General features: G+C 57.8%; 12 protein-coding genes. All 12 read left to right on the forward strand.

The features are described 5' to 3' along the window. Positions 1-8 precede the first annotated feature (8 nt). The 12 genes from ACFSR7_RS15000 to ACFSR7_RS15055 all read left to right on the forward strand — a co-directional run bounded on the left by ACFSR7_RS15000 (position 9) and on the right by ACFSR7_RS15055 (position 21,308). Complete coding sequence (locus ACFSR7_RS15000; protein ID WP_378162813.1) at positions 9-1,886, forward strand: cache domain-containing sensor histidine kinase; 1,878 nt, start codon at positions 9-11, stop codon at positions 1,884-1,886. 3 nt (positions 1,887-1,889) lie between these two features. Beyond that, positions 1,890-2,696 carry a response regulator transcription factor gene (locus ACFSR7_RS15005; RefSeq protein WP_378162814.1) on the forward strand — a complete coding sequence of 269 codons (807 nt, stop codon included), beginning with the start codon at positions 1,890-1,892 and terminating at the stop codon, positions 2,694-2,696. 28 nt (positions 2,697-2,724) lie between these two features. Then, on the forward strand, positions 2,725-3,843 hold the full coding sequence (locus ACFSR7_RS15010) for a glycoside hydrolase family 88/105 protein (RefSeq protein ID WP_378162816.1): 1,119 nt from the start codon (positions 2,725-2,727) through the stop codon (positions 3,841-3,843). 252 nt (positions 3,844-4,095) lie between these two features. Next, the gene (locus ACFSR7_RS15015; RefSeq protein ID WP_378162818.1) at positions 4,096-6,672 is read left to right on the forward strand and encodes a family 78 glycoside hydrolase catalytic domain; all 2,577 of its coding nucleotides are present in this window, start codon (positions 4,096-4,098) and stop codon (positions 6,670-6,672) included. A 16-nt stretch (positions 6,673-6,688) separates the two neighbouring features. Continuing rightward, entirely contained in the window at positions 6,689-7,720 is a 1,032-nt protein-coding gene (locus ACFSR7_RS15020; protein WP_378162820.1) for a LacI family DNA-binding transcriptional regulator, read from the forward strand. Positions 7,721-8,003: 283 nt separating this feature from the next. Next, complete coding sequence (locus tag ACFSR7_RS15025) at positions 8,004-9,512, forward strand: ABC transporter substrate-binding protein (protein ID WP_378162822.1); 1,509 nt, start codon at positions 8,004-8,006, stop codon at positions 9,510-9,512. 80 nt (positions 9,513-9,592) lie between these two features. Continuing rightward, the gene (locus tag ACFSR7_RS15030; protein ID WP_378162824.1) at positions 9,593-10,492 is read left to right on the forward strand and encodes a carbohydrate ABC transporter permease; all 900 of its coding nucleotides are present in this window, start codon (positions 9,593-9,595) and stop codon (positions 10,490-10,492) included. A 5-nt stretch (positions 10,493-10,497) separates the two neighbouring features. Beyond that, positions 10,498-11,307: a carbohydrate ABC transporter permease gene (locus ACFSR7_RS15035; RefSeq protein WP_378162826.1), complete on the forward strand. Its 810-nt coding sequence runs from the start codon at positions 10,498-10,500 to the stop codon at positions 11,305-11,307. Positions 11,308-11,358: 51 nt separating this feature from the next. Continuing rightward, positions 11,359-13,887 carry an alpha-L-rhamnosidase N-terminal domain-containing protein gene (locus tag ACFSR7_RS15040; RefSeq protein ID WP_378162828.1) on the forward strand — a complete coding sequence of 843 codons (2,529 nt, stop codon included), beginning with the start codon at positions 11,359-11,361 and terminating at the stop codon, positions 13,885-13,887. Next, entirely contained in the window at positions 13,884-14,969 is a 1,086-nt protein-coding gene (locus ACFSR7_RS15045; protein ID WP_378162830.1) for a zinc-dependent alcohol dehydrogenase, read from the forward strand. The genes ACFSR7_RS15040 and ACFSR7_RS15045 overlap by 4 nt, the downstream gene beginning before the upstream one ends. After that, the gene (locus tag ACFSR7_RS15050; protein ID WP_378162832.1) at positions 14,966-15,928 is read left to right on the forward strand and encodes a C-terminal binding protein; all 963 of its coding nucleotides are present in this window, start codon (positions 14,966-14,968) and stop codon (positions 15,926-15,928) included. Before ACFSR7_RS15045 ends, ACFSR7_RS15050 begins: the two co-directional genes overlap by 4 nt. An 82-nt stretch (positions 15,929-16,010) precedes the next feature. Next, the gene (locus ACFSR7_RS15055; RefSeq protein WP_378162834.1) at positions 16,011-21,308 is read left to right on the forward strand and encodes an Ig-like domain-containing protein; all 5,298 of its coding nucleotides are present in this window, start codon (positions 16,011-16,013) and stop codon (positions 21,306-21,308) included. The last annotated feature ends 14 nt before the right edge of the window (positions 21,309-21,322 follow it).

Below are 21,322 nucleotides of genomic sequence, written 5' to 3' on the forward strand. Positions count from 1 at the left end.
AAACGATCTTGCGTGGACGCTCCAGGCAGAGCGCCGGATTGCTGTCGCGGCTCCGGCTGCCGATTTTTGCGCTGATCGTCGTCATCATCGCCTTCTTCGCCACGGCCGCCAGCTACATCCTCATCCGCGTGCAGAACGACCATACGCGCGACACGGCGGAGCAATCGATGAAGTTCGTCTACCGCAACATCTGGTACCAGTTCGACACGATGAACAATGTCGCGGCTTATATCCTGTCCAATCCGTCGATCGAAGGCTTGCTGGAGAGCGAATATCCGGCGGCTTACGAAGCGGTGGACGACTTTTTCTCTCTCCAGACGAATTTGCAAAATTTATCGCTGCTGTCGCTGCTGAGCGGCCTAGGATCCGATCGCGTTCCAACCCGGTCCTATGTCGTGTCCATCGCGCTTGAGCCTTCCAGCGGGCTGTACGCCATGGCGCCGGATCGCTACGATCCGTCCACGGGCATTTACAAATCCATCGATCTGCGCAAACAGGACTGGTACCGCAATCTAAGCGAAGGAAAACGGCAGGCCGAGTGGTGGGGACAACGGGCGGGCGCGTTTAACCCGGCCATGATCTACGCGGCGCGCAAAAAGACGAGCATCAAAGACGGACGGCATATCGGCACCGTCATCGTCGGGGCGGACACGGGCAGCATCCGCAGCATTTTCGAGAACGCGAAGCTTGCGAAAGGCTACCATCTGCTGCTGGACGAGAGCGACAGGGTCATTTTCAGCGAACGTTATGCGTTCCTGACGCCGGCCGGCGACCTGCCCTACGTGAGCGCGGCTGCCGGCGCATCGGGCTCGCTCGTCCGGAAAATCGACGGCGAGCCGCACCGGGTCATGTACGAGACGTTCGCCAACGGATGGAAGCTGCTGACCGTCGTGCCGGAGAGCCACTTCAACCGATATACGTTCGCGATATCGGCGATCGGCGCGGCGACAGCGATCGCGGCGTTATTGATCGCGGGCTTCATTTTGAACCGGATCGTCGCGCGGGTCACCGTGCCGATCACGCGCCTTGTCGGCGCGATGCATCGTCCCGAGGTACTGGCGTTCAAGGAGCCGCTGCCGGCGCAGAAATCGGGCATCTACGAAGTGGATGAGCTGGGGCAGAAGTTCGCGACGATGCTGGTGACGCTCCACGGCTTGATCGAGAAGTCCTTCGCCGAGGAGATCGAGCGCCGCCAGCTCCAGCTGGAGCTGCTGCAGGCACAGATCAACCCGCACTTTTTGTACAATACGCTCGATCTGATCAACTGCCGGGCGATTCTGTCCGGCGACAAAGAGACGGGCGGAATCGTGCGCGCGCTCGCCAACATGTTCCGGTATGGTCTGAACCGGGGACAATCCTGGATCTCGCTGGAGGGAGAGATCAGGCATGTCGAGGCGTACCTGCATATCCAGCGCCTGCTCATGGACGATCTCGCCGTCGACATTCGGGTGCCCGACGATTTGCTGACCGCCACCATGCTGCACTTCTGCCTGCAGCCGCTCGCGGAAAATGCGATCGTTCACGGCTTCGCCGGCCGTACCGAAGGATGCCGGATCGCCGTGGAGGCGTGGCTCGACGGCATCTCGCTCCGACTGCGCGTGCTGGACAACGGCGTAGGCTGCGATGCGGAGGCGATGAACCGGATGCTGGAGGAAAGGCCGGCCGAGACGCCGGGAGGCGACGGTCCGGAGCAGGCGGCGAACGTGAGTCCGGCGGATGGAAGCAGCTCGGGCTTCGGCACGCTTAACGTCCATCGGCGCATTCGATTGTACTGCGGGGAAGCGTTCGGACTAAAGTACGTGCAGACGGCGGAAGGCACCTGCGTCGAGGCGGTGCTGCCGTTTCGACCGAATCTGACCGCAGCGACGATAACAAGGGAGGACTGAACCATGTACAAGCTGCTAATCGCAGAAGACGTGAAAACGGTCAGGGACACGCTGGCCCGCTCCATTCCCTGGGAGAGCATCGGCATCTCGCTCCTCGGCACGGCCGAGAACGGCGAGGCGGCGCTCGCCCGGCTGGAACGGGAGACGCCCGACCTGCTGCTGACCGACATCGGGATGCCCAAGATGAACGGTCTCGAGCTGATCGAAGCGTGCAAGGCTCGCAATCCGGATATTCGCTGCATCATTCTTTCCGGACTGAACGAATTCGAACACGCCAGGCGGGCGATCTCGCTGCAAGTGCAGCAATATATATTGAAGCCGATCGATCCCGACGAGATCGCCCGGGTGTTCGCCGAGGTCGTGCGGGAGCTGGGCCGGGAGCGCCGTCAGCGCGAGGAGCTGGCGATCGCGGAGGGCAAGCTGCGTGACGAGCTGCCGAATCTGGCCGGGGCGCTGCCGCCGGACGCGTGGTCCGGCAGCCTGAAGAAGAAGCGGCTGGTCGAGCAGGCGATCGGTTATATCAAACAAAACTATTCGCGCGGCGACTTGGCGCTCACGGACGTTGCGGCCGCCGTCGGTCTCAGCGAGAAATACGTGAACCTGCTCGTCAAAGAGGTGACCGGGACGACGATCAACGCATGGATCGTCCGGCATCGTCTGGACGAGGCGGCGCGCCTGCTCAAGGATCCGTCGAACCGCATTTACGAGATTTGCGAGCGGATCGGCTACACGGACCAGGACCATTTCCGAGAGGTGTTCAAAAAGCAGTACGGACGGACGCCGACCGAATACCGCAACAGCCGACTATAGCGCCGGCGGGAACAGAGGAGGATTCAGCATGAACGGGAATGGCATGAACAGAAAAGGGTTGTTTGACGGTAATCAATTAAATGAAGCAGCGCGCAGCGTCTACGCCTATATGATGAACAGCGAGCCGGAGCAGTGGGGCGGACACGCGTGGACCGATTGGGCGATGAACGCGGACCGGTGGGATTGGAATGCGGGCGTCGGCGCGATCGCCGCCGCCGAATTCGCGGAGAAGACGGGGGACGAAGCGGTTCTCCGCGAGATCGAGGCGTGGGTCGAACGCAATATCGGCCAGTTCGAAGCGAGTCGGGTGATTAACTCGATCGCGCCGTTTGCGGTTTTCCCGCTGCTGCATCGCTTGACGGGGCGGTCGTTCTACGCGGAAAAGGCCGGCGAGGTGGCCCGGTGGCTGATCGACGAAGCGCCGCGCACGAAAAACGGCGCATTCGAGCATACGGTGACGGAGAAGGCGTCGTTCAGCGAGCAGATCTGGGCGGACACGGTCTTCATGGCCGTCCTGTTCCTCGCCCGGACCGCCCGGATGAGCGGGGAAGGCCGGATCGCGCTAGAGGCGCTGCGCCAGGTCCGGCGTCACCTCGAGGCGCTGCAGGACGAGGAGACGGGACTGCTGTTCCACGGCTGGGACTGCGAGGCGGGGAACCGGATGTCGGGCGCCCGTTGGAACCGGGCCAATGCGTGGATCGCCGTCGGCGTACCGATGATCCTGGAGGAGACGGAGGCGCTGTGCGGGGACGACGCGCTGCTCGCGGACATTAAAGGGCGCTATATCCGTCTGGCCGAAGCGCTCGTGCGGCACCAGGATGCCGGGGGGCTGTGGCCGACGGTGCTCGATCGCCCCGGCTTCTACGCGGAGACGTCGGGCTCCGCCGGCATCGCCTGCGGCCTGTACAAGGCGGCGCGAATGGGACTTGTGCCGGAGGCGCTGGCGGGCCGCGCCGACCGGGCGGTGCCGGCCGTGCTCGCGGCGATCGGGCCCGACGGCGCAGTCGCGGGCGTCTCCGGTGGGACGCCGGTGCTGCCGAGCGTCGAAGCGTACGGCGAGGTGCCGGTCTTCCCGACGCTGTACGGGCAAGGGCTGACGCTGCTCCTGCTGACGGAGGCGTTGGCCGGGGCGGGCGATAGGCGATAATGCGGCGACATGCAGCGAAAAACGCGGGACGAAGCAGAATGCTCATCTGCCTCGTCCCGCGTTTTTTGCTCGGGGCGCCTGGTCGTAGACGCGCTTTTGGCCATTGGGGATCGAAGGCATGAGAAGGAGAACCCAGTGAATACCGCTCACATTAATCCCGATTGAATGTCATTTATTGCTTCGAATCTGTTATTATTCTAGAATGTGAACGATATCATTAATGATTGAATTCGCAGAAGGGAAGTAACGGATGTGATAGCGATTGGATCGTTGACGACTGAATATCGGGTCAATCCGCTTGGGTTGGACGAGCCGCAGCCGCGTCTGGGATGGATCAACGCCTCGCAGACTCGGAAAGCGCGGCAAAGCGCGTACCGAATCCTGGTGTCCGCAAACGCCGAATCTCTGACGAAAGACATCGGAGACGTTTGGGATTCGGGCCGGCGCGAAGGCGATCGGAATTCGGGGATCGCGTATTCAGGGCTCCCCCTCGAGTCGGCAACAAGGTACTACTGGAAGGTCCTCGTATGGGACGAGGACGGGCGGCCGTCTTCCTGGAGCGAGCCGGCCTGGTGGGAAACGGCGCTTTTGCGCCCCGAGGAATGGGAAGCGGCGTGGCTGACAAGCCCGGGCGATCATGCGCCTTTGTTCAGAAAAGATTTCGAAGCGACCGGGCCGATCTCCCGAGCGAGATTGTATATCGCCGCCGCCGGTTATTGCGAAATCTATCTGAACGGGCTGCCGGTCGGGGATCGCAAGCTGGATCCGGCGTTCACTTCCTACGATAAAAGGCATCTATACGTTACTTATGAAGCGGAGTCGTACCTTAAGCAAGGGAATAATAGCATCGGGGTCGAGCTGGGGCGCGGATTCTACGGCTTGCGGACGCCGAACGTATGGAACTGGCATCAAACAAAGTGGAACGCCAATCCCAAGTTCATCGCGCGGCTGGCCATCGAATATGTCGACGGAACGCGCTCGGTTCTGGTCACCGACGATTCCTGGGGATTGATCGAGAAGGGGCCGACAACGCGCGACTGCGTCTATACGGGAGAAAGTTACGATGCGAGGCTGCGAGACGAGGAATGGAACCGGTTCGGATATGGCGGAGATAACGTCTCGCAGGCGATAAAGGCAGCGGGGCCGCACGCTCCGTTGCAAGCGCAGACGCTCCCCCCGATTCGAATCGTCGATGCCGTGCAGCCGGCCAAGATGACTAAGCTCGGGGATGGCCACTATATTTTCGATATGGGGGTCGTCATGACGGGGTGGGCGGAAATCGCCATAAGCGGCGGTCAAGCGGGATACGCGGTAACGATCGTTTACAGCGAGACGCTGGATTCCGCAGGCAGAGCGGCAATTGCGCAGACTGCCGTAGACGGACCTATTCAGAGCGATCGTTACACGAAGCGCGGCGGGCAAACCGAGAAATGGGAGCCCCGATTCAGCTACAAAGGGTTTCAGTATATCGAAATTAGCGGCAGCGGCATCGAGTTGGCGCTTGAAGACGTCGTCGGCAAACAGGTTCAAACGGATTTGCGCCCGTCCGGCCGATTTTCCTGTTCCAACGATCTGTTCAACCGAATCCACGAAGCCACGAGAAGAACGCTGCGCAACAACATTCACGGCATTCTTACCGATACGCCGACGTATGAGAAAAACGGCTGGCTGGGCGACGCGCAGTTGATTGCCGAGACGGCGAATTATCAGTTCGATCTGTCGGTTTTCTGGGAAAAGTGGCTGATCGATATCGGAGACGCCCAGAGAGAGGACGGATTCGTTCCCGTCATCGTACCGGACAGCGGTTGGGGAAGCTTGAACGCTCCCGAATGGAGCTGCGCTTTTGTGTTCGTCGCGTGGCAATTATACTGGCATTATGACGATATCCGCGTGCTGAAGCGGCATTATCTATCGCTGAAGAAATATGCGGCGTATGAGATTTCCCGCCTTGCGGACGGGGCGGCGAGCAGCGATCTGGGTGATTGGGTGGCGCCGGGTTATTTGGAAGGCAGAGCGCCGGAGGGCGGGCGAATTACAGCCTCGTTCCATATGTACAAAGCGCTCAAGATCATGGCGGAAATAGAAAAGCTTGTAGGCGCCGACTCCGAGTGTATGCGATATGAAAGGCTGGCGGACGAGGTGGCGGAGGCGCTGAACCGCGACTGTCTCGATCGGGAGGCGGGCTGCTACCGAACCGGCAAGGAAACCGGCTATCGTCAAACCTCCAATCTGCTCCCGCTTGCCGCATCCCTTGTGCCGGATGCTGCGAGGCAGTCGGTAGAGGCCGGGCTGATCGCGGATATTCGTGACAAGCGGGGGCATGCCGACGTCGGCATTATCGGTCATAAATATTTTTATCCGACTTTGACGAGGCTGGGATATGGCGATCTTGCATTCGAGGCGGCCACAAAGACCGATTACCCCAGTATGGGTCTCTGGTTCGAAGAGGGGGCGACGACATTGTGGGAATACTGGGACGCTTCCTCGCGATCCAGAAATCACTATATGTTCGGATCGGTCGTGCAGTGGTATTACGAATATGTCGCCGGAATTCGGCAAACCGCCGCCGGCTGGCGCAGGTGGCAGGTTAAGCCTTATCTGTTAGGGGATTTGACTTCGGGCGAAGCGACGTTGGATACGGTGCTGGGAAGGGTGCATGTCGGTTGGTCGCTTGGCGACCGCGGCGCGTTTCGTCTGATCGTGCATGTACCGGTCGGCTCCATTGCCAGCGTACATGTTCCGGCGAATGCCGGCGGTTATACGATTCATGAAGTCGAGTCCGGGAAATACGAATTTGAAAGTGAGCTCATTGAATCCTATCGCGATTGAGAAAAGGGGTTTCGGTATGGCAAGTACGATCGATGACGTGGCCAAATTGGCAGGCGTATCCAGACAGACGGTATCCAGAGTCGTCAACAACTCGCCTCTTGTGAAGCCTAAGACCATTCATGAAGTGAAAAAAGCGATCGCGCTTCTCGACTATCATCCTAACGTGACGGCCAGAAACTTGGCGAACAAGGTTGTGAAGACGGTTGGGTTGTTTATGCCCTTCGACGTGGAGCAGGTTCGTCAGAATCTGTTTTTCTCCACGATCTCCGCGAATATTTGCCATTATTACGCCCGCCACGACTTTGTATTGCAGTTGTTTACTTCTCCGGAAGAGAAAAATTACAGCGAGCTCTTCATCAAGCTGTACCGCGAGAAGCGCGTCGGCGGTCTTATCCTGACTTGTCCGTCCGTTAACAACGACGATGTCTTGGATTTGTTGGCGGCGCGGATTCCGTTTGTTATCATCGGCCGCCCTGCGCTCGAAGCGGAGCAGATCAATTATGTGGATGCGGACAATGTCGAAGCCGCCTTGCTGGCGACCAGGAGATTATTGGAGCTGGGTCACCGCAATATCGTACTGCTTAATGCGCCGCAAGCGATGACATTGGCCGAGGATATCAAAAAGGGGGTGGAGACGGCTTTTCGGGAAAGAGGCCTTTCGCTGGACGGACTGACCGAGCTGCATACCGATCTGACGTTGAACTCCGCCTATGAAGCGACGATCCGTCAGCTTGCTCGGGCAGATCGGCCGACAGCGTTCGTTACCGCCGACGATCTGCTTGTGCTGGGGATGAAAAAGGCGACGGATCAGATGAACTTGACGATCCCGGACGATATTTCCGTCATTACCGTAACGAAGAACGGGTGGGGGGATCTGCTGCCTACTTCTCTGTCGCATATCCATACAAAGTTTGAAGAGTTGGGGACGTTATCTGCGCAATTTATGCTGCAATCCATCATCGAGCCTGACGGAAAGCACGTTATTCAGCAGAAATTAAAGCCCGAGCTGATGGAGGGAGATACGTGTCGAAACGTAAATGAAGCATAAAAGCGAGGTTGTCGAGCGAAAGGTACATCCGCTCGCGACCTCGCTTTTTCTATATTTTATGATACCGATAACAAAATAATGATTTTTCGACAAGAATGTAAACGAAAACCTTTGCAATCCCTTTATTTATATGCTATTTTATTATTGCACATGAGCAATGATTCCGCTTTCAATTTAAAAAATGTGAACGGTAACAAATTGCAGGCGGAGCGATTGGAGAATAGAGCGCGCTACAGGGGAAATTTTGAATTTGCTGCTCAAAGACAACTTGGGAGGGTCAACAATGACAACGAAGTATGTAAAGGCAGGAATCGCGCCGCTATTGTTAGCGACGCTGCTGATCGGATGCGCCGACAAATCCGGCTCGGATAACGCCGCAAGTTCTTCCGCGGCGGGGAGCGCCTCCACAACCGCAACGGCATCGGCAGAGGCTTCCAAGAAGCCGGATCCGGTGAAGATCGTCATCGCGCACACGCAAGGCGAATGGATGTGGCCGGCACTCGATAAGCTCGGTCAGGAATGGCACGAACGCACGGGGAATACGGTCGAATTTCAGTACGTCCCCACGGCGAATTATACGACCTGGATCAATGCGCAGCTCGTAGCAGGGACGGCGCCGGATATTTTCTGGGGCGGCGTGGACAGTCCGTCGGACAAATTGAAGAACGGTCAGATCATCGATCTGAAGTCTTATTTCGACGAGGTTAGCCCTTACACAGGCGCGCCTATGAGAGACTCGTTCCTGGACGGCGTCTTGCAAGGCGTAGTCGATGCGACGCAAGGCGATGCGATGATCGGCATGCCGCTGTCCATGACGACGGTCGATCTGTACTACAACAAGACGATATTTAAGGAGCTTGGCTTGCCGGATCAAGCTCCGGGCACCTGGTCGGAAGTACTGGCAACGGCCGACAAGATCAAGAGCAGCGGCAAAGACATCGTTCCTTTCAGCGTCATGAACTCGATGCCGTGGAATTTGGGATGGATGGTCGGGGATGCGATGGAGGATCTTTGGTCGAACAGCGGAATCGTCGAGAAGCTGGACATCATGACGCCGAACGGCATGCTGGACTTCCCTGAAGTGGTGTTGGGCGTGAAGACGGGCGTCATCGATCCGCAGGATCAAAGGTTTGTCGACTATTACAAGCTGCTGAAAGACTTGAGCCCTTACTTCAATAAAGGCTTCAACGCGGCGAGCTGGGAATACGAGAAGCTGTTCAACGAGGGCAATGCGGCCATGGAACTGAACGGAAGCTGGTACCCGAATCAGGTGCTGAGCAACAAGATCGAAGTCGATTACGGCGTGGGTCCGGTGCCGTACATAGACAGCGGCGTGTCGTCGACGTCCAGAAATCAACCCATGAAGTACGCGCTCGGCGTCGGCGGTCCGGATATGATCGTGTCCGCCCGGGCTCAAAAGGAAGGAAGGGCCGATGCGGCCGTAGATTTCCTGAGATTCCTGTCCGATCCCGCAACCGGAGGCAAGGAATTTATCGCGCAGACGATGTTCATTCCGACGATCAAGAACGTCGAAGTTCCGGCACAGCTGCAAAATATCGTGGCGAACATCGGAACGGACGTCCGCAAAGCGAATATGTCGCAAATTTTCAGCCTCACGCCGGACGCAGGGACGAAATATAACGATATGCTCAATGCTTACTTGCTTGGCAAGAGCACGCCCGAAGAATTCGCCAAGCGGGTCAAGCCGTTGATCGTCGACGCCGCCGACCAAATCATTAAAGAGCAGCCGGACTTGAAAATCTCGGATTACGTAAGCCAGGTTACGAAATAAAGCAGGAACGAGAGCGGCCGCTCCGCGATCATCCGCCAAGCGGGCGGCCGTTCGTTCATTGCCGGCAAAGGAGGTTGCACATGAACAAGCCGAGCGGCAAAGGTACCTCCTTCAAGGTCATCTTCGCCTATCTTGCATTGACGCCTACATTCGCGCTTTTGTTTGTTTTTTCGTTATATCCGGCCATTAAAGCATTTATAAATTCGTTCTATTACATGAATTTCAATAACATGCGCAATACAAGGTTCGTCGGGTTGGACAACTATCAGACCCTTCTCGGGGACGCAACGTTCTGGAAATCGTTTTACAACCTCGGCTTGTTTATCGCGTTTGGATTCATATCTACCTTTTTTGTGCTGATGCCGGTCACCTATTTGGTTTTTCGGTTGGGCGAAGGCCGATGGGGGAAATGGATTCAACGACTTTATATTATTCCGATGGTCATTCCGTTCACCGTGCTCATTCTGTTCTGGAAGTTTTTCTACGAATACAATTTCGGAATTCTCAACAATGCGCTCAAATCCCTCGGATTGGACGCTTATATGCATGTTTGGCTTGGCGAGCAGGCGACCGCGCTTCCGGCCATTCTGTTCGTCGGATTTCCCTGGATCACCGGCTTCGGATTTTTGATTCTGCTGGCGGGCTTTCAGAACAACGATCCGGCTCTTCATGAAGCCGCCAAGATCGACGGCGCTTCGGGCGGCCAAATTTTTCTCAAAATCGATATTCCTCTAGTCCTGCCGCAAATTAAAATTTTGATCGTACTCGGCATGATTGCCGGGATCCAGCAGTTCGGGACGCAGCTCATCATGACGAACGGCGGGCCGAACGGGGCGACGATCGTTCCCGGATTGCTTATGTATCAGACCGCCTTTACGAACGGCAACATCGGATACGGCTCGACGATCGGGGTGTTTTTGTTCGCAATAACGCTGGTCATTACCTTTATCAACAACAAATTCATCAGGAGCAGGGAGTAGGACGCATGAGCAGAAGGACCGTTAACATCTCGTTGCATCTGATCTTGATCGTTTTGACCTATGCTCCGTTCTATTTCATGCTGGTCTCGTCGGTGAAAACCAACCCGCAAATTTTGAACAATTACTTCGCTCCCGTTTTTCCGTTCCATCTGAACAATTATGTTCATGCGTTCGACCGGGTCATCGATTATTTGTTGAATTCCGTCGTGATATGCGGAGTTAGCGTCGCCGGCGTCATCGTCATCTCCAGCCTGTCCTCCTATGTGTTCGCCAAAGTGCAATTTCCCGGCAAAAATATGCTGTTTCTGCTACTGCTCTCGTTCCTGATGATTCCCAGCGTTCTTACGCTTATCCCCTCCTTCGTGCTGGTGGTGGATCTGGGGCTGATCAACTCCTACTGGGCCGCGATATTGCCGTATATGGCATTTGGACAGATTATCGTTATTTTCGTGCTTAGAACGTTCATTGAACAAATTCCGCAGGATTTGTTCGACAGCGCCAAGATGGACGGGGCATCCCATGTGACGATCTTCCTTCGCATCGTGATCTCGCTGTCCAAGCCGATCATTACCTCAATGGCGCTGCTTAATGTTTTGAACAATTGGAACGACTTCATCTGGCCGATGCTCGTGCTCCCCAGCGAGTCGATGAAGCCGGTAAGCGTAGGCTTGTATGCGATGACAGGCGTGCAGCAGGTCGAATACGGACCGCTGTTCGCAGGGTTCGCCATCGCCTCCGTTCCAATGATTCTTCTGCTTGCCGTCAATATGAACTATTTCATCAAAGGCGTGACTTCCGGCGCCGTCAAAGCATGATTACGAACGCTGCAGGCGTCGCTTCGCTGCAAGGCGACAAGAGGAGGCAATATGAAGGCTAGCTGGATCTGGTATCCGGAAGGGCGAACCTTGCCGAATACGTTTATTTTTTTTCGTCGGACCATCCAAGTCGAGGATATGGATTTGCAGCATGCGCGAGGTTTCATTGCCGCAGACAGCCGGTATCAGCTATTCGTGAACGGCGTCATGGCGCAAAGGGGGCCAGCTCCGTTCGATCCGCGGCACATGGAGAAGGATGCGTTCGACTTGGCGGCGTTGCTTCGTCCGGGCATCAACGTAATCGGGGTGCTGGTCGCCTATTTCGGGGAATCGGACGGTACCTACGTGATGGGCAATCCCGGCTTGCTGCTAGCGTTGAACGTCAAGTACGAAGGCTCTGAAGTAGAGACGAACGTGATTACGGATGAAAGCTGGAGCGCGTTTCGAGCCAAAAGCTGGCGGGCCGGGCATTACAGACGGCACTTTTTGCGGGCGCTTCAGGAGGATTTCGACGCAAGGCTCTATCCGCACGGCTGGCATTCGCCGGATTACGACGATCGCGGTTGGCGGCCGGCAAGGGTGCTGAAGGAAGACGACGGGAAGCCGGTCGTGTGGGGAACGTTCAACCACCTTGTCCAGTACGATATCTATCCGTCGGTCGACAGCTCGTTCGAGCCGCGTACGATCCCTTACATGCAGGAAACCGCCATAGAATGCTCCGCTTTGTTGAAGACCGGATCTATCGAATGGAACTGCCCGCCGGAGGAGTTTTTCGAGGTCTATACGGAAGGGGCATACCGGGAGAAAATCGACGACAGTCCGCTGATTTCCCGGGGCGACGGGGACGGGCCGTTCCCTCTGACGGTTCGTTTGCAAGAGGGCTGCTCCAGCGTATTGGTCTTTGCTTTACCCGAAGGCATAACCGGCTATCCGTTTGTCCGGTTTCGGGCGGCGGCCGGTACGGTGGCGGAGATCGTCTTCGGAGAGGGGATCGGAGAAGAATTGATGCTGCCGATGCCGCAAAAAGGAGAATGGGTGCGCGTAACCGCGGCGGAGGGCGAAACGAATTTCGCGGCGTTCGATTACGATGCGGTCAAATATATCGCCGTCCTGTTCCGGGGCACCGGCGAACCCGTCGAACTGCTGAGCGCGGGCGCGATTCGGCTGCGCTATCCTTTCGCAAGCGAAGAGCGGTTCCGCACCAGCGACGAGACCGTCAATCTCGTCTATCGGGGAGCCGTCAATTCCGCGCGCAACGTATGCCTGGAGACGATAACCGACAACATGTCGCGCGAGAGGCAGCAATATTCGGGCGAGATCGGCTTGACCAAGCTGGCGCTGTATTTGGCTTTTGGCGAGTATCGTTTGCCGGAAAGAATGATCCGCACCTTTTCCAAAGGACAGTACGAAGAAGGGTGGTTCCTGGATTGCTTCCCGGCTTCCGACCGCCTCGAACGGCTGCCGCAGAGGGTGCTCGGGCTATCGAGCTGGGGGCCGCTGCTCGATCACGGAATCGGCTTTATTTACGATATCGCGGAGTATACGCTTCATACCGGAGAGATGGGGCTGCTGCATGCTCTCCGCCCGGTCATCGCCCGCCATTACGGCTGGCTGGAGAGCATGGAGGCCTCCGACGGGATGCTTCCGGTAGAAGGGCTGGGCCTTCACGTCGTATGGCTGGATCATCACGGCTACGCCGAGCAGCGCGACCGGCAGGCAACGTTAAACATTTATTATTACGGTTACTGGCTGAAGCTGGCGGCGATCGCCGACTGGACCGGCGATCGGGCGCTGGCGGACAAATGCGTATCGAAGCTGCAACAGTTGAAAAACGCGCTGTTCGCGCACTTCTGGGACGAGCAGCGGGGCATGTTCGTGGATAATCTCCCTTGGCTGGATTTTGGCGCAGATGGGAAGGCGCGGATCCGGCAGCATGACCGCTCGCTGTCCATGGCGCTGCTCTTCGATCTGATTCCCGAGTCTCGCTTGGCGGGCAATCTGGATGCGCTGACCGAATGCCCGCCCGAGCTGGGCTTGTCGCATCCGGTCAATGCGGGCTGGCGTTTATGGGCGCTGTCCAAGTATCGTCGATCCGGGGCGATCGTGCGGGATCTGCGCGACAGATGGGGCGCGATGAACTCGCTTCACGAGAACGGAACGCTGGCCGAAGACTGGTCGATGAAGCCGGATCAGAACGCCTGGTGCCAATGCTCGGTCGCTCCGATCTACATTGCGCACGGCGAGCTGTTGGGCGTGCGCCCGCTGTCTCCCGGCTTCTGTCGTTACCGGATCGCTCCGCAAAGCGGAGGGTTGGCTTTTGTGGAAGGGACGACCCATACGCCGAACGGACCGGTTCGCGTTGCACTGCGCGAACGGGAGGGACTGCTGGAGCTGGAGCTGCCCGCCGGCCTGCAAGCCGAGCTGCGCTTGCCGGGCCCGCTTGTCTCGGCCGAGTCGGACGATGCGGATGCGGATGTCCGACTGAAGGAGGCGGCCGGTCTCGCGGATATCGTCATCACGCCGTCCGAGAGAATGGCAATGACGTTGCGTTTCGCTGAAGGCGAGGAGGCGCGCTTATGATCGCAGATACGATGAAGGCGGCGGTCATCGAGGGACCCGGCCGGTTGGCGATCGAGACGGTTCCCGTTCCGGCCGCCGGGCGCGGCGAAGCGCTTGTCCGCGTGCACTGCGTGGGCATATGCGCGACGGACATGGAAATCTACGACGGTTCCATGGCGTATTTCCGCAGCGGTTCGGCTTCGTATCCGGTTATTCCGGGACACGAATGGTCCGGCGAGGTGGTTGCGATCGGCGAAGGGGTCATGCGACTCGCGGTCGGCGACCGGGTCGTCGGGGAGACGACGATTCCTTGCCGTACATGCGCCATGTGCAAGAGCGGCTCCTATAACTTGTGCCCGAACCGCGCGGAGACGGGCATATTGGGCAAAGCGGGCGCGGCGGCGGACTACGTATCGTATCCGGAGCAGGCGCTGCATCGGTTCGACGGCGGCGTCGCTTACGAAGAGGCATGCCTGATCGAGCCGGCGGCGGTCGCATACAGAGGGGCGCTTCGCGCGGGCATCGTACCCGGCGACACCGTTGCGGTGCTGGGGGCGGGAGCCATCGGCTTGTTGACGGTGCAGATGGCTCGTGCGCTGGGTGCCGGCCGGATCGTCCTGTTCGACTATAACGAACGCCGATTGAATATCGGGCGGTCGCTGGGCGCCGATCTGGCGGTGAATTTGACCGGTCGGCTTCATGCCGCCGGGGCCGCAGAGACGGACGCGGTCGAGCCCGCTTCTTCATTCGGAGAGTTCGCCAAAGTCATCGAAGCTTCGGGCAGTCCGCAGGCGGCGGAGTTCGGCGTAAGCCTGCTTCGCCCCGGGGGCGGGATGACCATGTTAGGTCTTTGCGGGGGAAAGCGGGCTTCCGTCGATATGGACCGGATCGTCGTTCGCGATTTGGAGCTGAGAGGTTCGTTGGGAAGTCCGGGCGTGTGGCGGGAAGTGATCGCGCTGCTGGAAGCTCGCAAAATCGATTTGCGGCCTTTGATCACCAACCGGCTGACGCTGGCGGAATACGGCCGGGCGATCGAGCTGCTTCAGCGCAGAGATCCGGCCACGATCAAAGTCGTTATAAACGTAAGGGGGGACCACGGATGAGATCTCCGGTTGTTGCGGTTACCGACCATCCTTTCTCCGATCTGGCGCAAGAACGCGGATTGCTTGAGCCGCTCGGTTTTCAATTCCGCGTCGGCCAGTGCAAGACGGAGGAGGACGTCATTGAACTATGCCGGGATGCGGACGCGATTCTGACGAATTTGGCGCCGTTGACCGCCAATACGGTTGCCCGACTGGAACGGTGCCGGATTATCGTCCGCTACGGCATCGGAACGGACAACGTAGACCTTGCAGCCGCAACGGAGCGGGGACTGCCGGTCGCCAATGTCCCGGATTACGGCGTGCAGGAGGTGGCCGATCATACGATGGGTCTTCTGCTGTCCGCCGTGCGCAAGATTCCCGCCGTCTCTGCCAGAGTCAAAGCGGGAATTTGGGAGATTCGTCCGCTGCCCCCGATTATGGGCTTGCAGGACAAGACGCTCGGGCTGGCCGGCTTCGGGAATATCGCCAGAGCGGTGGCGCAACGGGCGCAGTCTTTTAATATGCGCGTGATCGCTTTCGATCCCTACATATCCGAGGCGGAATTCGCCAAACGGAACGTTCGGAAGGCGACATGGGAGCGTTTATTGGAAGAGAGCGATATTTTGAGCATCCATCTGCCGCTTAACGCGCATACGGCCAATATGTTGAATGCGGACGCGCTCGCCGTCATGAAAAGCACCGCTTACGTCTTGAACACGTCAAGGGGAGGCGTGATCGACACCGAGGCTCTAGCCGACGCGTTGTCCCGCGGACAGATCGGCGGCGCGGCTCTCGACGTGCTGGATCGGGAACCGCTGCCTCCGGACCATCCGCTGCTAAGCCTCGACCAGTGCCTGATTACAAGCCACTGCGCCTGGTATTCGGAGGACTCCATACGCCGTCTTCAGCACGGCGCAGCGGCGGAAGTCGCCCGATTGTTCAGCGGGGAGAAGCCCAGGAATATTGTGAATTTGCGTTAATGCAGACCCATTCCGAAGAATAGCGGGTGTCGACATGATCTTTCGCAAAGGCTTGATTTTAGCGCTTGCAGGGGTACTTTCGTTGGGCGGTTTGGTTGTTCCGGACGGGATCGGGGGCGGCGCAAGCGGCGGCAAGGCGTTCGCGGACCCTGTGGCCGGAGCGTTGACCGATCGCTTGACCTTCGGGGACGGCGGCGAAGAGACTTCCCACAGCTTGACGACAAGCGGAACGTCCGCGACGGCAACGATAGCGTCGGACATCGGAGACGTAAGCGGCTCCTACGCTACGCGATACATGGAAGGAGCCGGAAGCGAAGTCTCCTTCGAGCTTGCCATTGACGGAGACGAGCCGCTGACGCTGGAGTTCCAGGAAATTCACGACAGACGGGAAGACGCGTTCGGCTATCGCATTTTCGTCGACGGCACGGCCGTTTATTTTCGCAGCTACGAAGCGTACGGCAGCGGGCCGAACCACTTTTTCGTCCATGTGCCCGAGACGATCACGTCATCCAAGAGCAGCGTGACCGTCACGTTGACCAACGTCGGCGAATCTCGCGTATCGCTCGGCCAAGTATGGGCTTATAGCCAATTTGAAGATTTAATCGACCAAGAGAATGCGGTCGATCCGATGGGCATCGTGCTCATGAATCCGCTATACGATCCGAAATACGGCGACTTCACGACCTCCGACTATTCGAGCGATCTGGACAAAGTGACGGATCTCAAGGAAACGTATGCCGGCGACTATCGGCTATACGGCAGCGAGATCGGCCTGGCCTTCGATATTCGTTATATGAAATTTTCCGAGGAAGAGCTTCGCAGCCGCATCGACTATGTGCTGCAGCTGTCCCGCGATTCGGATATGCCGCTGTATCTGGACTTCAACTCCTGGTGGAGCGGTACGCCTTCGGGGCCGGACGGCTTGGGCGGTTACTGGGGAGATATCCGATACCAGCAGATCGTCTACGATCCTTTGACGGAAACGTATCGGCCTTCCATTCCGAACATCTGGGGCAATACGCCGTGGATGACCATGAACGACGATCACTATAACGAGGTTCGCAATCAGAAAATCGAATGGCTGTCCCGTTACGTATCCTACCGGCTCGCCATGATGCGGCTCGAAGACGGGGACCTCCCGCAGGTGTCTCTGTTTCTTGAAAACGAGCCGATCTATTGGCCGGAATACAGCTTCAAGGCTTCGCCGCAGGCGGCCGGAGATTACAATTCCGCAGTGACCGGCGACGCTTCCGCGGACAGCGTCGCGCTCGATCCTGCGGACGGTCTTTCTCAGGAAGAGCGCGAATGGCTGTTCGGCAACTTGACCGCCTATATTAAAGGCGAGGCGGGCGCGATGGCCGAAGGAGAAGGGAAAAACGCGGTGCTGGTCGACAACGGATCGTTGACGCTGCCGGACGATCAGCTGTCGGAAAACAGCTATACGCATTCTTTTATAGATTCCGGATTTCCGATCCTGGATAAGCGCAAAGGAAAATGGGAATCGCACAGGCTGGACGAAATTCGCTTCGGCGGAGAATTCATCGGTATCGAGGATCCGCGGTATTTCGATTATATTGCGGCGGCCGGCAAGTTCTCGGACATTAACTTCGAGCGCAGTTCCGCCTCCGATTTGGACGATCTGTCGAAAATATACGGCTACGGCACGAAGGATGTCGTTCTGTTCAACCGGCAAGCAGGCGACGAGGAATTGCTGGAGCGTTCGGACATGGCGCCGTCAACCGAAGTGACTCCGGATTCCTACGAGCGCGCGATCTATTCTCTCGACTTTAACGATAGCGATTCTCTGGACGCGGCGGGCCCGTTAACCGGCGTCGCCAACCTCTCTCGCGATCCGCTCGGCGACCGTTATACCGTATCGCCCGACGATTCTTCCGAATACGGCTCGCTGAAGTACCATTTTACCCATGGCGGCCTGCCTTTCGACCAAGGCTTGCTCTTGAACCTGGAAGGAAGAATACTGAGCGCTTTGGACGCAGGCTGCAAAATAGAAGTGTGGGCAGGCACCGATCCCGACGCTTTGCAGCTGGAGCGGACGTTGGGCACGCTTCCCGCCAAAGTGGATCTTAGCGGCATTGCCGCCGACGAAGACGACGTATACGTCGAATTGCGCTTGTATACGAACCGGGACAATAGCAACTGGACGACGCTAAGCGCGCTGCAGGCCGGTATTCCATGGGAATACGCAACGGGTCACAGCGACGGATTCCGTTATTCGCTGGAAGAGACGAGAGCGCAGCGGCAGTGGATCGGCTACCGCGCCGATGCCGAGCGTCTGCTGGCCGAGTATCTGGAGCGGGGAACCGAAGACGTCACCTATACGCACGCTAAAGAGCTGTTCGACGACGGGCTGTATGCATCGGCTTACCGGCTATTGACCGGACAACTGTCGCAGCAACTGCCGGCTAAGTACGCCGTTAAAGGCCACGGCGCGTTGGGCAAATATCCGATATCCTTGCAGTTGTCCTCTTCGAACGATCGGGTGCTGGCAACGTTAACCGCTTACGACGACGAGGAGCTGGAATTGACGTTGGCGACGGACGGCGATCAATCGATGCTGCTTTCCTGGCAGGATCGTACGGACGGAGACTATTACAAGCTGGAAAGTCTGGGGGATAACCGTTTCCGCGTCTCGGAGAGCACATCCGCCGACCCGGAAGCGGCGGAGGCCGCGGACGGCGAAGTCGCGTTCGCCTTGTCCGCCGAGGCGGAGCACTTCGAGCTTCCCGAACAATTCACGGGCGTATACCGCGGTTACGATCAGGCAACCCGTTCGATAGAAGCGGCGGTTCCTGACCCCGAAGTCGGCGAGTATATCGATAAAATCGCGATTCCTCTTGCGGATAACGTCTCTATCAAACGCGGCGAAATCGGAAGCCTGGAGAACGAGATGATGGAGATCCCCGCTCAAGCGATCGTGTACGGGGATCGCGTCGACTTCTCGATGGATGAGGCGGGCAAGGCCGATACTGTGAGAGCTTATTACGGTCAAGAAACGGGCGAGCTCGACGAGATGAACCAGGTTTCCGTCGTAGGAACGATGAGCAACGGCGGAATCGCGCTGCTTGGCGGCAACGATTATGTATTCCGGGGCTACACCCGTCTTAACCTGCCGTTGAAGGCGGACGCCACGCCGTTCCTGACGCCACCCGGGCAAATCGATCTGGAGCCGGGAGAGGAAGTCGGCGTCTATTATACGCCATACCTCGTATCGGGGACGGCTTACGACGCGCTGACCGTGTTCCAGCCTTTCGATTCCGTCGTCAACGAGGATTATCAATCGGACGATGCCGACGCTTGGAAAGCGACGGCGGAGGACTACGGCAATTTGCAGGCGGAGCTCATGGATCTGAACGGGCAGGATAAGGTGCTGACGACCGTCAATCATGCCGCTCCGGGGTACGTCACTTACCGGGTCGAGAGCCCGGACGAGATCAACAAATTGATCGTGGAATACAGCGCGAGAGCAATCATCGACGAGGATAACGGTGTAGAGGTTTATACGAGCGACGACGGGACCGATTGGACGCTCGCCGGCAGTATGGATACGGACACGCCGGTAAGCCCGACAGGGACCTACACGCTCGATCTATCCGATGCGGCAGCAGGCCAGAGCGAGCTGTATATCAAATTCCGAATTTTCAGCTCCAACTTTACTTGGGGGGCGCTCAGCAGCCTGAAAATATTGAACGGCACTTCGTTCAAAACGCTCGAATCGGCGGATTTGACTGCGGACAGCTACGCGCTGTACGGAACGGATACGACCGCCCTTCATGTCGATGCCGACTATGACGACGCTTCGCCCGTGTATAAGGGAGACGCCAATATGGTCTACGTCAGCGACGACGAGACGGTGGCGACGATCGACAAGAACGGCGTCGTGACGCCCGGAGCCGTCGGAACCGCCCATTTGACCGCTTATGTGACCAAGGGAGCGGAAATGGTCAAGTCCAATACGATTGCGATTCAGGTTCGCAGAGCGGAGCCGACCGTCATTCTGGAGGATGACTACGAGGCGGACGATGACGCAGAATGGCAGGCTCAAGCGTTCAACTATACGAACGTGACCGCTGCGGCATTGGACGGCAACGAGGAAGCCAAAGGCTTGGTCGGTCAAGACCAGTCTCATGTCGGATCGGTAACCTACAAGGCAACGAGCGCGGCTGCCGGCGGATTCATGAAGCTGGCGCTGGACTATCGGGCTCGCGGCATATTGGGCGCATACGTCAAGGTGTATGCGGGCGATTCTCCCGGCTCCTTAAGCTTGCTCGCCACCGTCGAGGACGACGGGGACTGGGACAAGACGCGCAGTCTGGACCTGACATCGCTGGCAAGACGCAAGGACGAGCTCTATATCAAATTCGAGATTTACTCGAATCTTTACAATTGGGGATATCTCGGAGACATCAAGCTGACGCAGACCGACTTCCCCGACGATTATGTCGTTTACGAACCGATCGACGAAGATTTCGAAGCAAGCGGCGACAGCGAATGGCAGGCGGCAGCGGCCGGTTATGCGAATTTGACGTCAACCGCTTTGGACACCAACGTCTCGGACCGGGGTCTGGTCGGCCAAGACCAGTCGCAGGTCGGATCGGTGACCTACAAGATAACGAGCGCCGCCGCAAGCGGGTTCATGAAGCTGGCGCTGGACTATCGGGCTCGCGGCATATTGGGCGCATACGTCAAGGTGTACGCGGGGGATTCTCCCGGCTCCTTAAGCTTGGCGGCGACGGTCGAGGACGACGGCGACTGGGATAAGGCGCGCAGACTGGATCTGACTTCGCTGGCGCAACGCAAGGACGAGATTTACGTCAAATTCGAGGTGTATTCCGCGCTGTACAATTGGGGTTATCTCGGCGACGTCAAGTTCACGGAAGTGAATTTCCCGCTGGATTACGATGTCGTTCCCCTGTTGAATCAGGATTACGAAGTGTCGTCGGATACGGCTTGGGAAGGATTGTCTTACAGCTACGACAACTTGACCTCAACGGCGCTGGACGACAACTATTCGGATAAAGGCCTGGTCGGTCAAGCCCAGTCTCAAGCCGGATCGGTCGTCTACGAGGTGAGCAGCGGAGCCGAGAACGGCTTCGACAAGCTCGTTGTCGACTACGGCGCCAGAGGCATATTGGGCGCATACGTCAAAGTATACGCGGGAACCTCGCCGTCCTCCCTCGGCCTGGTTGCGACGGTCGAGAACGATGGAGACTGGCAAGCGACGCGAAAGATAGATTTGACCTCGTTGGCTTTGCACGAGAACACCGTCTACGTCAAATTCGAAGTCTACTCCCTGCAATTCAATTGGGGCTATCTGGGCAATGCCGACTTTTACGAGGTCGCTTATCACAAAGAGATATAGAACGGCGGGAGGAA

The organism is Cohnella sp. GCM10020058, assembly GCF_042683485.1.
Taxonomy (GTDB): Bacteria; Bacillota; Bacilli; order Paenibacillales; family Paenibacillaceae; genus Cohnella.

Coding starts and splice junctions, on each gene's coding strand:
- ACFSR7_RS15040 (WP_378162828.1), top strand. CDS start 11,359: ATGAAGGCTAGCTGGATCTGGTATCCGGAAGGGCGAACCTTGCCGAAT.
- ACFSR7_RS15010 (WP_378162816.1), top strand. CDS start 2,725: ATGAACGGGAATGGCATGAACAGAAAAGGGTTGTTTGACGGTAATCAA.
- ACFSR7_RS15050 (WP_378162832.1), top strand. CDS start 14,966: ATGAGATCTCCGGTTGTTGCGGTTACCGACCATCCTTTCTCCGATCTG.
- ACFSR7_RS15020 (WP_378162820.1), top strand. CDS start 6,689: ATGGCAAGTACGATCGATGACGTGGCCAAATTGGCAGGCGTATCCAGA.
- ACFSR7_RS15045 (WP_378162830.1), top strand. CDS start 13,884: ATGATCGCAGATACGATGAAGGCGGCGGTCATCGAGGGACCCGGCCGG.
- ACFSR7_RS15005 (WP_378162814.1), top strand. CDS start 1,890: ATGTACAAGCTGCTAATCGCAGAAGACGTGAAAACGGTCAGGGACACG.
- ACFSR7_RS15030 (WP_378162824.1), top strand. CDS start 9,593: ATGAACAAGCCGAGCGGCAAAGGTACCTCCTTCAAGGTCATCTTCGCC.
- ACFSR7_RS15035 (WP_378162826.1), top strand. CDS start 10,498: ATGAGCAGAAGGACCGTTAACATCTCGTTGCATCTGATCTTGATCGTT.
- ACFSR7_RS15025 (WP_378162822.1), top strand. CDS start 8,004: ATGACAACGAAGTATGTAAAGGCAGGAATCGCGCCGCTATTGTTAGCG.